This is a genomic window from Algibacter luteus, from assembly GCF_030344935.1.
Lineage (GTDB): Bacteria > Bacteroidota > Bacteroidia > Flavobacteriales > Flavobacteriaceae > Arenitalea > Arenitalea lutea.
Genome location: NZ_CP128313.1, coordinates 2424206 through 2439035, shown reverse-complemented (window position 1 = coordinate 2439035; position 14830 = coordinate 2424206). Strand labels below are relative to the sequence as shown.

11 protein-coding genes are annotated in these 14830 nt (G+C 34.1%); 6 read left to right on the top strand and 5 right to left on the bottom strand.

Going from position 1 to position 14830, the window contains the following annotated elements; all coding sequences use genetic code 11:
* Positions 1–62: 62 nt before the first annotated feature.
* The 5 genes from O5O44_RS10240 (at position 63) to O5O44_RS10220 (ending at position 5691) form a co-directional block, all read left to right on the top strand.
* Entirely contained in the window at positions 63–1388 is a 1326-nt protein-coding gene (locus O5O44_RS10240) for a dicarboxylate/amino acid:cation symporter (RefSeq protein ID WP_019387482.1), read from the top strand.
* Positions 1389–1438: 50 nt separating this feature from the next.
* Complete coding sequence (gene gshB / locus O5O44_RS10235; RefSeq protein WP_289194268.1) at positions 1439–2476, top strand: glutathione synthase; 1038 nt, start codon at positions 1439–1441, stop codon at positions 2474–2476.
* Between the two features lie 65 nt (positions 2477–2541).
* Positions 2542–3702: a sulfurtransferase gene (locus O5O44_RS10230; protein ID WP_289194267.1), complete on the top strand. Its 1161-nt coding sequence runs from the start codon at positions 2542–2544 to the stop codon at positions 3700–3702.
* Complete coding sequence (locus O5O44_RS10225; RefSeq protein WP_289194266.1) at positions 3695–4522, top strand: N-formylglutamate amidohydrolase; 828 nt, start codon at positions 3695–3697, stop codon at positions 4520–4522. The genes O5O44_RS10230 and O5O44_RS10225 overlap by 8 nt, the downstream gene beginning before the upstream one ends.
* Before the next feature lie 14 nt (positions 4523–4536).
* Positions 4537–5691: a peptidase MATCAP family protein gene (locus tag O5O44_RS10220; RefSeq protein WP_289194265.1), complete on the top strand. Its 1155-nt coding sequence runs from the start codon at positions 4537–4539 to the stop codon at positions 5689–5691.
* 20 nt (positions 5692–5711) lie between these two features.
* Here the strand turns inward: O5O44_RS10220 and O5O44_RS10215 are convergent, their stop codons facing one another.
* From O5O44_RS10215 to O5O44_RS10195, 5 genes are all read right to left on the bottom strand, one after another.
* On the bottom strand, positions 5712–6131 hold the full coding sequence (locus O5O44_RS10215) for a thiol-disulfide oxidoreductase DCC family protein (protein WP_289194264.1): 420 nt from the start codon (positions 6129–6131) through the stop codon (positions 5712–5714).
* Positions 6132–6241: 110 nt separating this feature from the next.
* On the bottom strand, positions 6242–7102 hold the full coding sequence (locus tag O5O44_RS10210) for a polysaccharide lyase family 7 protein (protein ID WP_289194263.1): 861 nt from the start codon (positions 7100–7102) through the stop codon (positions 6242–6244).
* A 32-nt stretch (positions 7103–7134) separates the two neighbouring features.
* Positions 7135–9306 carry an endonuclease MutS2 gene (locus O5O44_RS10205; RefSeq protein WP_289194262.1) on the bottom strand — a complete coding sequence of 724 codons (2172 nt, stop codon included), beginning with the start codon at positions 9304–9306 and terminating at the stop codon, positions 7135–7137.
* A 229-nt stretch (positions 9307–9535) separates the two neighbouring features.
* Positions 9536–10117 (bottom strand): MiaE family protein, encoded by a 582-nt coding sequence (locus O5O44_RS10200; protein ID WP_289194261.1) that lies wholly within the window; start codon positions 10115–10117, stop codon positions 9536–9538.
* Positions 10118–10368: 251 nt separating this feature from the next.
* Positions 10369–12918 (bottom strand): DUF559 domain-containing protein, encoded by a 2550-nt coding sequence (locus O5O44_RS10195; RefSeq protein ID WP_289194260.1) that lies wholly within the window; start codon positions 12916–12918, stop codon positions 10369–10371.
* A gap of 194 nt (positions 12919–13112) precedes the next feature.
* Between O5O44_RS10195 and O5O44_RS10190 the strand changes: the two genes are divergently transcribed.
* Positions 13113–14801 (top strand): histidinol-phosphatase HisJ family protein, encoded by a 1689-nt coding sequence (locus O5O44_RS10190; protein ID WP_289194259.1) that lies wholly within the window; start codon positions 13113–13115, stop codon positions 14799–14801.
* Positions 14802–14830: the final 29 nt, after the last annotated feature.

The following is a 14830-nucleotide window of genomic DNA, read 5'->3' as shown; positions in this document are numbered from 1 at the left end:
ATCACATGCTGTAAAAATTTAAAATACTTATCTTGTTCGCGACTAACAATATTTAATAGCACATGAAAAAACTAGCATTACATTGGAAGATTATTATAGGAATGGTTCTTGGAATCATTTTTGGTTTTATAATGAATACCGTTGATGGCGGTAAAGGATTTGTAACAGACTGGATCGCACCTTTCGGAACCATTTTCATTAATCTTTTAAAGTTAATTGCAGTGCCTTTAATATTAGCCTCGTTAATTAAAGGAATTTCAGATTTAAAGGATATTTCTAAAATAAAATCTATGGGCTTACGCACTATAGGAATTTATATAACAACAACTTTAGTAGCCATTGTTATTGGCTTAAGTATAGTAAATGTGGTTAAACCAGGAAAGGGAATGCCGCAAGAAACTATAGAAAAAATCAAACTAAAATACGAAAACGACGCAGGCGTAACCGATAAGTTAATGAAGGCATCGGCACAAAAAGATGCGGGTCCATTGCAAGCTTTAGTTGATATTTTTCCAAGTAATATTTTTGAATCTTTTGTAGAAGCTTCAATGCTTCAAGTTATATTTTTCGCCTTATTTGTTGGTATTTGCTTGCTTTTAATTGGAGAGGAAAAAGCGAAACCTTTAGTAGATTTCTTCGATTCGCTAAACGAAGTAGTTATGAAAATGGTAGATTTAATTATGCTTTTTGCACCTTATGCAGTATTCGCATTATTAGCTAACGTTATTATTGCTTTTGACGATACCGAAATTCTTGTAAAACTGCTTTACTATGCGCTTTGTGTGGTTGGTGGACTGATGTTAATGATAGGTTTTTATTTGATTTTAATAACCGTATACACCAAAAAAAATCCGATGTGGTTTTTAAAACAAATTAGTCCAGCACAACTTTTAGCATTTTCAACAAGTAGTAGTGCGGCAACACTTCCTGTAACTATGGAGCGTGTGGAAGAACATTTAGGTGTAGATAAAGAAGTGTCAGGTTTTGTGCTTCCAGTTGGAGCTACCGTAAATATGGATGGAACCAGTTTATATCAAGGTATTGCTGCGGTGTTTATCATGCAAGTCATATGGCCAGAGGGTTTAACTTTTACTAATCAATTGGTTATAGTAGCTACAGCTTTATTAGCATCTATTGGTAGTGCTGCAGTGCCTAGTGCAGGAATGGTTATGCTGGTTATAGTATTAGAATCTATTGGTTTTCCTGCCGAATTACTTCCTATTGGATTAGCACTGATTTTTGCTGTAGACCGCCCATTAGATATGTGTAGAACCGTTGTAAATGTTACGGGAGATGCTACCGTATCTATGATGGTAGCCAAATCTTTAGATAAATTACATGATCCTCAACCAAAAGAATGGGACGACCATTACGACGAAGTGAAATAAAATTTTTAAATTTAAAGGAATATTTAATCTTTAATCAAAATCTATAAAGCATGAATGTTTGCTTCATCATGTATCCTTGGGACGAAATAATCCCAGAAGATGATACAACCTTAGCGCTAATAAAAGAATGTGTTAAAAGAAAACATGGTGTAGCCATGTGTATTCCTGCAGATTTAACCATTCGCAACAGTGTAACTACTGCCAATTGCTCGGTTATTAGTCGAATGGATAAAACACCTTCATCATTAAAATCCTTTTACAATAAAGTAGAACTTCGAGAGGAAATGTTACCCCTTGCAGGATTCGATGTTATATTCTTTAGAGCTAACCCCCCGTTAGATCCAATTATGCTTAACTTTCTGGATTCAGTTAAAGACGATGTTTTTATTATGAATTCTCTAGAAGGTATGCGAGAAGCAAACAATAAATTATATACCGCTGCTTTCGGCGATGCACATAGTAATATCATACCGGCAACTCATGTATCAAAAAGCAAAAACTATCTAATTAGGCAAATCAAAGAGTCGAAAGCAGATAAAATGATTTTGAAACCACTTAACGGCTATGGAGGTTCTGGAGTGATACTTATCGAAAAATCGGCCATGAGTAACGTTAACTCTTTATTAGACTTTTATATTAATAATAGCGATGGTTCGTCTAGTTACGTTATACTTCAAGATTATATTGAAGGTGCAGACCAAGGCGATGTGCGTATTCTAATTCTAAATGGTGAGCCAGTTGGTGCCATGAAACGCGTTCCCGGTAAGGAAGACCACCGTTCGAATGTATCAGCAGGAGGCAGTGTTCAAAGGCACGCATTAACGAAAGAAGAAAAGGCACTTTGCAAACAAATTGGACCTAAACTGGTGAACGACGGACTTTATTTTGTTGGTATTGATGTTATTGGTGGTAAACTGGTTGAAGTAAATGTTATGTCTCCTGGAGGTATCACCTACATCAATAAAGTATATAAGCTAAAAACTAAAATAGAAGAAAAAGTTATCGATTTTCTTGAAATGAAAGTTATAGATAAACTTCAAGCTTTCGATAGGCGTTCAAGATTGCGAAAAGCTGTTGAAGATGCCTAGTACTATTCCTAGTTTTTAGAGCGAGAAACATTAACATATTATTATTTTCTGAAAAAATAATTAACATGACATTCATCAAATCCTTCATTTCTCCAATTGTTTCGGTAAAATGGCTTCATGAGCGCTTAAATGCTGAAAATTTGGTGGTTTTAGATGGTACTATAGCCAAACCATTTGATGCATCTCACGAACAAATTTTGAACGCTAAATTTTTCGATATAAAACAAAAGTTTAGCGACACCACGAAAGAATTTCCAAGTGCGTTTCCTTCTGCACAACAATTTCAAAAGGAAGCCAGAGTTTTAGGTATCAATCAAAATAGTGCTATTGTAGTTTATGATGATAAAGGTATTTACTCTAGTGCTCGTGTTTGGTGGCTATTCAAAGCTTTTGGATTTGATAATGTTGCGGTTTTAAATGGTGGATTCCCAGAATGGAAAAAAGCGGGATTTCCAACAGAGAAAATGAAGCCTAATGATGTTGAACAAGGCGATTTTGTTGCTAAACTTCAACCGCATTACATGAAGTTTTTTGATGACATTGTTTACGCTTCACAAGATAAAACACATAAAATTATTGATGCACGGTCTGCTGGTAGGTTTAATTGTAAAGAGCCAGAACCAAGAGAAGGATTGCGCATGGGAACTATTCCTAACTCTGTTAATTTACCATATACCGATTTACTTAATAACGGCGTTTTAAAATCTAAAAAAGAGCTAGCCAAGGCCTTTTATATGGTCGCAGAACAACACGAACCTATTATTTTTTCATGTGGATCTGGCATTACGGCTTGCGTTTTAGCTTTAGGTGCAGAATTGTCTGGATATAAGAATATTTCGGTTTATGATGGGTCGTGGACCGAATATGGAACACTCACAACAGGTGAAATGGATAAACCCAGTACTTGGACAAAGAATGAATTGTTAGCCTATATTTTAATGTATGTTTCGCATTCAGATTTGAGTGAATCTCATGTAGAAAAAAAATATATTTTAAGTCGGGTAAATAAGCAGGTTTATAATCGAGTGAGTGCGCAATTTGAAAAGGATAGTGATTACCAAAGCATTCAAAATATTATAGAAGCTGTAAAATCTCATGATTATTATCGCAACGATTTCGCAGATTTATTCGCCGATATTAAACTCATGGCTTTTGCAGATGGAAATTATGATGTTGTAGAACAAATGATTTATAATCAGTTAAAAAAGATTCTTAAAGATGACTAGATTAACTGTTGCCGAAATTATTGCAAATATTGAGGCTGGTAAAACGATTGAAGCGGTGTCTGCAGATTATGCGTTTACTATAAAAATTGACGAGTATGTGCCTTATGCATGCGCAGCGGTGCATGACGGACATCAGTTTAGAAAAGAACTATGGGAACCGTGTTTACATACCCAATTCGAACGGTGGTATGAAGAAGATCCTGAAACCAAAAACATGGTAATATCACACCCGATTGTTATTGCTGGTTGCGATTCACGTTTTGAGTATGATTTAAATCGTGCTCCTAATCATGCTATTTATTTTGATGCTTGGGGAAAACAACTTTGGAAAAATCCGCTTTCTGAAGCCATGATTAATAAAAGTATTAAAAAACACAATAATTTTTATAAGGTAGTTCATGCTTTAATAAATCAATTAGAGTCTAAATTCGGATTTTGCACCGTTTATGATATGCATAGCTATAATTGGAAACGATGGGATAGGGAGGTGCCAACTTGGAATTTAGGCACAAGCAATATCGATAATGCCCGATTTGGAAACACGGTTGAAACTTGGAGGCAAAGTTTGTCTGAAATAGAGTTTCCTAATGGCATAAAATCAACTTCAAAAATTAACGACACTTTTCAAGGCAATGGTTATTTTTTAAAATATATTACTCAAAATTTTAAAAATACATTAGTTTTGGCAACCGAAATCGCAAAGGTATATTGTGATGAGAATGAGCAAGTTATTTATCCAGAAGTGGTTAATGCAGTGCATAAAGAATTAGCTTTTCGCATCCCTGAACATGCTCAAAGCACTTACAATACCTTTAAATAATAGGTTTATAATATATGAAACATGATGTGGCTACTAAAGCCCTTTTAGATATTGACGAACAAATAGATTCACTTGTAAAACAAATAGAATTGTTAAGCTATGTGAATCCAACAAATATTGAAGAGGAAAAAATACGTTTTTTTTCATCGAAGTATTTATCAGATCCGGTGTTCAAATATCCAGAAATTAATTTTGATAGGTTTAAGCTGCACCGCGCTTTGTTTACTTTGCCTTTAGAGCAAATAGAAGACACTACAGTTAAAAATTTATATGAAGATATTATTTATGCCTATTCAGGCTTAATACAATGTATACAAACCATTGGAGATGGTAAAAAATTCTACTACAACTGTTTACGTTGTTTTGGTACGCCTACCGAAAATGATGTTGAAAATGCTAAATTCATCCTTCATTTTGAAGAAGAAAACCAGGAGGAAGGCGTTTTTAAACCAAAATATACTGCCACTGAGACCGAAGTGTTTTTTAAAGACTATTCTAAAAAATACGATTTTAGTTATAACATAAAATATTCCGATAAAATATCCGCGATAGCTATGGTTTTAAATAATGTTAAAACCTTAGTTTTAAATTCCAATCACAAGTATTCTGAAAATGAGATTGCGGTACTAACAAATCATGAAATTGGAGTGCATATGGTAACTACAATGAACGGTTTATTACATCCTTTAAAGATATTTTCGCATGGTTTCCCAAATAACGAAGAAACGCAAGAAGGTTTGGCAGTTTTCTCAGAATATATGAGTAATAATTTAACTATAAAAAGATTAAAAGAGCTGGCTTACCGTGTGATCGCAGTTGATAGTTTAGCAAAAGGGTATACATTTTCAAGAACTTTTAGGTTGTTACATAATCAATATGATTTAGAACGTGAAGAAGCCTTCTATATTACCGTTAGAGCCCATCGTGGTGGCGGATTTACTAAAGATTATCTGTACTTAACAGGACTAAAAAAGATTTACGATTACTATCATGCGGGGAAAGATTTAAGCTTGCTGTTAACAGGCAAAGTGTCGTTGGTATATGCAAACGAAATTACTACCTTAATTGATAAAGGTCTTGCGCTTCCTTCAAAACACATCACCGATGCTTACGCTGAAAATAAAAATGCCAATAAAAAGGTGGATTTTATTCTAAAAAGTTTGAAGTAGAGACTATTTCGGATAAAAAACTATTCCAAAAATTTATTTTTCAGCTCAGGAGTAGGAATCATACAAGCTTCTTTCTTACCATACCATTTGAAGCGATTTTTGGCAATATAATCGTAAACCCAATTGCGAATAAAATTGGGAACAATTAAAAATATAGCTAATACATTTGTTGGAAACCCTAATCTCGACGCTATTTTTAACGCCGCTGTAGATTTGTAATGAACCCCTTTTTCTGGGTGATATAAAATTATAGAATCGACTTGAGTTGTATCGATATTAAACTTTTGAATAATTTGTTCGCCAACCTTACTTTGTATAGGAGCGAACATAAATCGTTGCTTCTTATCCCGTTTTATAACATATAATACCGAGCTATTGCAAAGGTTACAAACACCGTCGAATAGGATTAATTTTTTATGTTTTGGTATATTGATTTCCACCTAGTAAAGATACGACTTTACAGTGTATTTAAGAACTGGTTTAAATCCGTTTCTTTATCCAGTTTAAGCTTCTTTTTAAAGAGATTTATATTCAAATAAACATATTAGTGTTAAAAGTGCTCAGTCTTGACTTCATACAAAACAACCTGCGCTGTTTTTTCATAATCATCGTGCCAACCAAAATAATTACCAGTTTTAAAGTAGTTTTCGTGCGCATAACCATTGCCAACGTAGTCGTAAATCAAAGTATAGTCAATGTTTATGCTTTTTGCTTCACAAACTAAACCGTAATAAAATTTACCATCTTCAATTTTTATTTTAAAGGTGAAAATTTCATTGTCTACAACACCTACATCAATTTTATCATCAAAAGCACTTGTCCAAAGTTCGCCAGCATCTGGTTTGGTGTAATAATCAATTTGAAGAGTTCCGCTATTCCATCTTATTTTAACGGTGGCTGGAGCGCCTTCAAGACCTGCAGTTTCTTTACCGTGAATTTGCGCTACAATGGTTCTGCCGTTGCCTTCAACAAAATCAACTTTCAAGGTGCTTTCTAAAATGTGAGTTCCAGTGGACATGGACCAATTATCAGATGTAGATTGATTTCCTCTCCAAAATTCACGCAGTTCCGTTCTACAATATTTTCCTCCTAATTCTGATAATCCTGAAGTTGTAAATCCAGTAAATTTGGTAAACATGGTGTAGCTACCATCTTCATTTTTATAGAAATACTCAGCCTCAGCATCAGTAAGTCTATCATTCACAATATCCTGATAAAAAATGGAAGTAGCGCTGCCATTACCACGATTAAGAGGAACCGATAAATACCAATTTTTCCATACTATTTTTGCATCGTCGTCGGTGGTTTCAATTGGCTCATTTTCAATTTCCTGTTCATCTTCGTTATTAGAACTGCTACAGGAACAAAAAATGGCAATCAGTCCGATAAGATAAAATCTCGTTAATTTCATTTTCATGCTTTTTTTATTTAAAGTTAAAAAAATTATTTTTTAACTGCTTCAACCAATTCTAGCAATTCTATGTTCACATTGGTTGTAAACATACCGTAATTTACAATGGCTTTTCCTTTTTCAAACTTATCGATACTACCAACCGAACGGCCGTCTAACATGCGCACGCGGTCTCCTACTTTTAATGTTGGCTTTGGTGCTGCTGGTTTTTCTTTTTCCTTTTGTTTGGCTTCTTTTTTCTTTTTCCTTATAACTTCTACTTTCTTTTCAACCTCTTGTTTTACTTGATTTTCTTTAGCTTTAATGGCTTTTTTCGCTTTCGCAGAAACCTTTTTACGCTTGGAGTTTTCTATTTGAACCAATTTAAAAAGCTCAGACATTAATGCTTTTTTCTGCTTGTTTTCAAAGTATTTCTCAGCAATATCATTAACTTTTTGTCCCAAATAAATGAGGCGCTGATTGGTGTCATATAACTCTTGATAGCTCTCCAATTTTTTTTGAACCTTCGCATTGATTTCCTCTAACTTATCGGCTTCTTCACTTTTCTTCTTTTCGTTTTGTTTGAGTGATTGCCCTGTTTTTTCAAGCTTTGAACGCTCTTTTTGAAGTTTAGCAATAGTTGCATCAAAACGGACTTTACTACGTTCAATTTTCTTTTTAGCTCGGTTTATCAAACTATAAGGAATTCCATTTTTCTGGGCAACTTCAAAGGTAAAACTACTTCCGGCTTGACCGATAACGAGTTTGAAAAGTGGTTCTAAACTGCGTTCATCAAACAACATATTGGCATTAAGCATAAATGGCAACTCGTTGGCAAGAATCTTTAAATTGGAGTAGTGTGTTGTAATAATGCCAAAGGCTTCGCGATGATAAAATTCTTCTAAAAACGTTTCAGCTAAAGCGCCGCCAAGTTCAGGGTCACTTCCAGTACCAAATTCATCAATTAAAAATAGCGTGTTTTTGTTACACTTTTTAAGGAAGTAATTCATTTGTTTTAAGCGATAACTATATGTGCTTAAATGATTTTCAATAGATTGATTGTCGCCAATATCGCTTAAAATTCTATCGAATAAACACACTTTACTGCGCTCGTGCACTGGAATTAACATGCCACTTTGCAGCATCACTTGCAATAATCCCACTGTTTTTAGGGTAATACTTTTACCTCCTGCATTGGGACCAGAAATAACTATAATACGGCTGTCTTGTTTTAATTCTATGGTTTGTGGAAAGGTTTTTTCGTTCTTTTCTAAATTATTTAAGTAGAGCAGTGGGTGATAAGCATCGCGCAAATACATGCTTTTGTCTTCCGAAAATTCAGGTAGAATCGCATTCATAGATTTAGCGTATTTCGCTTTCGCGGAAATCACATCTATGGCAATTAAAAACTCTTGATAATCTTTTAATAAAGGTAAAAACGGACGAATAAAATTGGTGACTTCTTTTAAAATACGAATTACTTCTTCCTGCTCTTCGTACTCTAAATTGTTTAATTCTCGAGTGTACTGTAAAGTGGTTTCGGGCTCGATATATACGATGCTTCCTGTTTTGCTTCCGCCCATTATGGAGCCTTTAACCTTACGGCGATACATGGCTTTTACAGCCAAAACACGTTTGTTGTCTACAACAGATTCTCGAATATCATCTAAATATTCTAAACCGTGGTAGTTGTTTAATGCAGTAGCGAAACTTGCATTTATTTTTCCTTTTATTTTGTTTATCGACTGTCGTAATTCAAACAATAGACTAGAGGCGTTGTCTTTTATGTCGCCAAAGCGGTCTACTATAGCGTCTACCTTTTCTATGATTGCTTTTGTCACTTCAATATGCGACGAAAAAGTGTTTAAGGCAGGATAATACTCTTGAAATTTTTTAAGAAAGATTACAATGTCGTTCACCGTATTAGACATGGCAACAATTTTCTTTAAACCATGAACCTCTAAATAGGTATTCTCAATATTAAGAAGTTTTATTTCTTTAGAAATCGTATCAAAACTATGATTAGGCAAGCGGTTATCGTTGTAAAAAGATGATACATATTCATTAGTTAATTTTAGAGCGTTAAGCAGTTCTTCTGAAGTTTTAAAAGGTGAAATTTGCAATGCTTTTTCGTTCCCCAAAGGCGTAACACAAAGCTCGCTTACCTGTTGTAAAACCGTTTGAAACTCTAAATCCTGTAATGTTTTTTCGTGGATGTTTATCATGCCTTAAAATAGACTATAAAAATATAAGGAATGCAAAGTTAATCAATCTAAACCTGATTTTGTAATGGAAAGATTAAGTGTTAAAATGTTAATTAACAGAGTTATAAAGATATTTAACAAAATGCTAACAAGATGGTATAAATAAACTGTCTAATTTGGAGTACGTCAACAAACATCAATCAAACTACAATCAGCAGTTAAAAGCTCAATCATTTAAATGGTTGAGCTTTTATCCATGTATGGTTTCAGATTTGCCGTAGTTTTTAATCACTTCAGCTTCAAAATCAATCAGTTCTTGCCAGCGTTTGTCAACATCAATATCTTTACCGTATTTACGCGCAAAACCAATAAACGTGGTGTAATGGCCAGCTTCACTTATCATTAAATCGTGATAAAACTTAGCCAATTCAGGGTCTTTAATTTTTTTAGAAAGCAACTTAAAACGCTCACAACTTCTAGCTTCTATCATAGCAGAAAACAATAACCTATCAACCATGCACTGCAGCCTGTTTCCGCCTTTATTCATAAACTTATATAACTCATTTACATAACTGTCTTTTCGTTCTCTACCAAGTTTGAAGCCACGTTTCTTTATAATATCATGCACCATCTGGAAGTGCTCTAATTCTTCCTGTGCAAGTATTAGCAAGTCGGTAACCAAATCGGTATGTTCAGAATTTAGCGTAATAATGGTTATGGCATTGGTAGCCGCTTTTTGCTCACACCAAGCATGGTCAGTTAAAATCTCTTCAATATTCGATTCTACAATATTTACCCAACGCGGATCGGTTGCTAATTTTAAACCAAGCATACTTTTTTGTTTTTTGTAAAAGTAGTTATAATCATTAAAATGGGCGATTTTATTATTTGGGCATTCCCTAAAGGTCGGGCTTTAGTTCGTTGATTTAAATTTTATATTAATGAACTCATGAATGTAAACATTTCAGCAGTCGCTTCCTGAAGAAAAATCGGGAGAGCTCCAACAATGCCTCTATCCCTAATGCGAGTTACGTGTTTTTAAACAAACTCTCAGTTAAGTTTACCGTCTTTTTCGTTCTATTATCAAGAAATATAATTCCAGATATTTTTGTATTTGCTCAGTTGTCTGTAGGTATTTAGAATTACTTGATGTTCTGAAAGTGCTAGCGAAGGATCTATTTTTAGAATAGATTTGGCATGATGTCTTGCTAATTGTAAGATGTCGTTGTCTTTTATAATATCGGCTATTTTTAGATTTAAAACACCGCTTTGCTGTGTACCCATAATATCTCCCGGACCACGTAAGCGCAAATCTACTTCGGCAATTTCAAATCCATCATTGGTTCTTACCATGGTTTCTAAACGCGTTTTACTATCGTTACTTAATTTATGACTAGTCATTAAAATACAGAAACTTTGTTCCGCTCCTCGACCAACGCGTCCTCGTAATTGATGTAATTGTGATAAACCAAAACGTTCTGCGCTTTCTATAATCATTACCGATGCATTTGGAACATTAACACCAACCTCAATAACCGTTGTGGCCACCATAATTTGAGTTTCACCTTTTATAAAGCGCTGCATTTCATAATCCTTATCGGCAGGCTTCATTTTACCATGAACTATAGATATTTGGTATTCTGGCATCGGGAAATCTCTAGAAATACTTTCATAACCATCCATTAAATCTTTATAGTCCATCGATTCACTTTCTTGAATCAAAGGATAGACGATATAAATTTGTCTTCCTTTAGAAATTTCATCACGTATAAATTTAAATACATTTAATCGGTTTTTGTCATAGCGATGTACCGTTTTAATGCTCTTTCTTCCTGGTGGTAATTCGTCAATAATCGAAATATCTAAGTCGCCATAAACCGACATAGCTAAAGTTCTAGGAATTGGTGTTGCTGTCATAACGAGAATGTGGGGCGGGATAAAGGCCCCTCCAACCTCCCCAGAAGGGAGGCTTTTCAATGATTTCGAGATATAGTTCAATACATTATCTAGATCTCCAATAATTTGTTCGTTTGTAAACCGAATTACTTTAAAACCAATTTCTCTTAGAATTTGTGTTCTTAGTTCATCAGCTTCTTTTTGTTCGATAGTATTGTGATAACCACCATCAACTTCTATAATTAAATTTTTTTCTAGGTTTACAAAATCAACAATAAACTCGTCGATTATATGTTGTCTCCTAAATTTATATTCTAACTTTTTATTTCTCAAACATTCCCATAAAACAGATTCGGCTTCTGTAGGTTGGTTTTTGTTTTTAACCTGTAATTCTTTTAATAATTTATAGACTGATGGTCGAGCAGTCATATACTTTTTAAGTATCTTTTTTACTTCCTCCCCATGGGAGGATTGAGGAGGGCTTTGAGTGTGTCCTTTTTTCCACAATTTACTTCTTTGTGCGACTCCAAATCGGTGTTGTTCGTCTATAATAGCAAGTCCTAAATTTTTAAATTTCACCTTATCTTCAAGCAAGGCATGGGTGCCAACTAGTATCTGTAATTCACCATTTTCTAAAGATTCATGAATTTTTTTTCTATCTGAAGTTTTAGTTGAACCAGTTAACAGTTTTATACTGATATTTAAATCATTACACCATTCAACTAAACCGTTATAGTGCTGAACTGACAAAATTTCAGTCGGCGCCATTAAGCATGCTTGAAAATTGTTGTCAAGCGCCATGAGTATTGACATGAAGGCTACTATGGTCTTTCCAGAACCAACATCACCTTGCAATAAACGATTCATTTGTGCATTGCTACCCAAATCGGCACGAATTTCTTTTAAAACACGTTTCTGTGCGTTGGTTAATTCGAAGGGTAAATGGCTTTTGTAAAAGGTGTTAAAATACTCGCCAACTTGTTTGAAAGGAAATCCTTTTATTTTTGATTTGTGGATTAAATTTTTAAGAATTAATTGGAGTTGAATATAAAACAATTCTTCAAATTTTAACCTGAATTGGGCTCTTGAAAGTAGTTCTTGGTTTTTCGGAAAATGAACATTAAACAACGCTGTAGATTTGCTGATTAATTTTAATTCAGATCTTAAATTATCAGAAAGTGTTTCTGTAAATTTCCCATTGGTTTCAATAAACAATTGCTGCATGATTTTACTAATCACGCGATTGGTTATGCCTTTGTTTGTTAGCTTTTCTGTTGAAGGATAAACAGGTTGCATTGCAGATCGTAAATTTTTTTCGTGTTCTTCAAGCAATTCAAGCTCCGGATGCGGCATATTAAATTTACCGTTAAACCAATTGGTTTTTCCGAAAATTACATAAGTTGTATTTAGTTTTAAGCTTTCTCTTATCCATTTTTGCCCACGAAACCAAACCAGTTCCATAGTCCCAGTTTCATCTTGAAATGTGCCAACTAAACGTTTGCCTCGTTTCTGAGCAACTTCTTTAAAACTAATGATTTTACCTATAATTTGTACATCGGCATTGTTGCGTTGTAGTTGACTTATTTTGTAATACTGTGTTCTGTCTAAGTATCTGTTTGGGAATAGATTGAGTAAATCTTGATACGTGTGAATGCTTAACTCCTTACGCAGTAAATCGGCACGATTTGGGCCTACGCCTTTTAAATAATCTATGGGAGTTTGCAAATTAACAGACATAGAAGCGAAATTAATGAAATCAATTAAAAAACAGGACTTATTAAATTCTTAAAATTGTATTGTATTTCGAAAATTTTTGTTGGAAAATGAGAATTCTTTTTGAAATATGTTGAAAAAAGTAAATTATCGAGCATATTTATATTTCAATGGTTAAATTTGGCAATCATTACCGAAATTTTAATGCACATTAATTGATGAGAAAACTCAACGAATTTATTTGGGAAACACATGGTATTCATGCGGGAACAGAGCAAGATCATGTAAAACATGGAATTGATAAACTAGAAGATATAGTTGATAAGGCTATTGAAGCTGGTAACCCAAGTATTACGTTTATTATACATTCACCTCGTTTAACAAATTTTCGCTATACCGCTGAAAGAGAAACGAATGTGAAGTTTATTCGCGGTAATAAATCGTATTTAAATTACCCAAAACGTATTGCGAATCTTCGTAAAAAATACGAAGGTCAAATCAATATTAAATACGGCGTTGAGTTAGAATGGATGGGTCCTGATTTAGGTTTGCAGTGGAGTCGATCTAAAATATTTCAAGCAGAAGATGCTGATTATGTTATTGGTTCTGTGCATTTTGCTCCTGAAGGTTTGCCTTATGATGGGTCAAAAGAGGAGGCTCTGGAATTGCTTAAATTAAGAGGGAGTTTAGAAGCGTATTGGGACGGTTATTTCAATGAAATGATCCAAATGATTGAGTGTTTTGGTGATATGATTCAAATTATTGGTCATATTGATTTACCAAAACTGAATGTTGATATGCCCGAGGCGTTAGTGAATTTTGAAACAAGTGCACATCCTTTAGCCAATAAATTTAGAACGCTTTTAGAACTCATAGCAGACAGAAATTTGTCTTTAGATGTTAATATGGCGGGTAAATTTAAAGGCGTAGGCGTGTATCCAATACAAAGTATTCTAAGACGCGCTAACGAGCTTGAAATCCCCGTTTGTGTAGGTACAGATACACATCATGTTAAATATTACGGTTTAAATTATAAAGAAAGTTTAGAGTATATTCAAGAGGCTGGTTACGAGAGTTATGTGAGTTACTCAAAGTTAATTCCTGAGAACCGAACTATTTATGACGATCACGATTTAAAAGTAAAATATACCGTTTTAAACAAGGGTATTGAGTTGTTAAATCAGAGGTTAGATGACAATCAAAGACGTATCATTCCAGATTTTTCTTTTGGTGGCTCGTTTTCTGAGTTTGTAGATTTATACCGAAGTGCAACTGGAATGGGCGATTACAACGCCATTCGAATTCGCAAATGGGGCAAATCAATAACCGTAACAAACGAAATTCCTAAAAACACGCAGCATATTGTAAATGGATTGTTTTCAGAGCATTTAGATAAGCCTGGAGTCATTTCTTCATTGTTTAACACGTTGGCTTCAGAAGGCATAAATGTGGAAACAGCACGCTTAAAATCTAATAATGATGGGACTGCAGTGGCGTTCTTATCCTTAGCTAATAAAAACGGGAAAGTACAGAGCGCAATTGATTTTATAAACGGTACGGATTCAGGCTTGTTTCAAAAATTAACGTATCAAGAAAATGCCGTTTTACCTAACTACTACAGTAAAGGCGTTTATTTGCTTGAAATGGATGGAGTGCGTTTAAATCTAGCTTTGAGTGATAAAGTTATTCTAACTAAACATCACAATGCGCCTGGGGTTCTGTTGATTTTATTGTCAGCATTAGCATCTAAAGGCATTAATATTAAGGATTTACGATTAGGTAAATTGAACGATACCGGATATTCTGCAATTGCAATTGATGGTGATAGTAACGTTATTAGAAATTTGTTAAATAAATTAGGTAATCAATACTACGAGGCTAATTTAATCGAGTTTCATAGTTTTTAATTGGATTTTATGATTTTGAATTAATCTTT

Bases quoted from the DNA above. Each gene is read 5' to 3' on its own strand.
- O5O44_RS10200 (WP_289194261.1), bottom strand. From the start codon at position 10,117: ATGCTTGGTTTAAAATTAGCAACCGATCCGCGTTGGGTAAATATTGTA.
- O5O44_RS10195 (WP_289194260.1), bottom strand. From the start codon at position 12,918: ATGTCTGTTAATTTGCAAACTCCCATAGATTATTTAAAAGGCGTAGGC.
- gshB (WP_289194268.1), top strand. From the start codon at position 1,439: ATGAATGTTTGCTTCATCATGTATCCTTGGGACGAAATAATCCCAGAA.
- O5O44_RS10225 (WP_289194266.1), top strand. From the start codon at position 3,695: ATGACTAGATTAACTGTTGCCGAAATTATTGCAAATATTGAGGCTGGT.
- O5O44_RS10190 (WP_289194259.1), top strand. From the start codon at position 13,113: ATGAGAAAACTCAACGAATTTATTTGGGAAACACATGGTATTCATGCG.
- O5O44_RS10240 (WP_019387482.1), top strand. From the start codon at position 63: ATGAAAAAACTAGCATTACATTGGAAGATTATTATAGGAATGGTTCTT.
- O5O44_RS10210 (WP_289194263.1), bottom strand. From the start codon at position 7,102: ATGAAATTAACGAGATTTTATCTTATCGGACTGATTGCCATTTTTTGT.
- O5O44_RS10220 (WP_289194265.1), top strand. From the start codon at position 4,537: ATGAAACATGATGTGGCTACTAAAGCCCTTTTAGATATTGACGAACAA.
- O5O44_RS10230 (WP_289194267.1), top strand. From the start codon at position 2,542: ATGACATTCATCAAATCCTTCATTTCTCCAATTGTTTCGGTAAAATGG.
- O5O44_RS10205 (WP_289194262.1), bottom strand. From the start codon at position 9,306: ATGATAAACATCCACGAAAAAACATTACAGGATTTAGAGTTTCAAACG.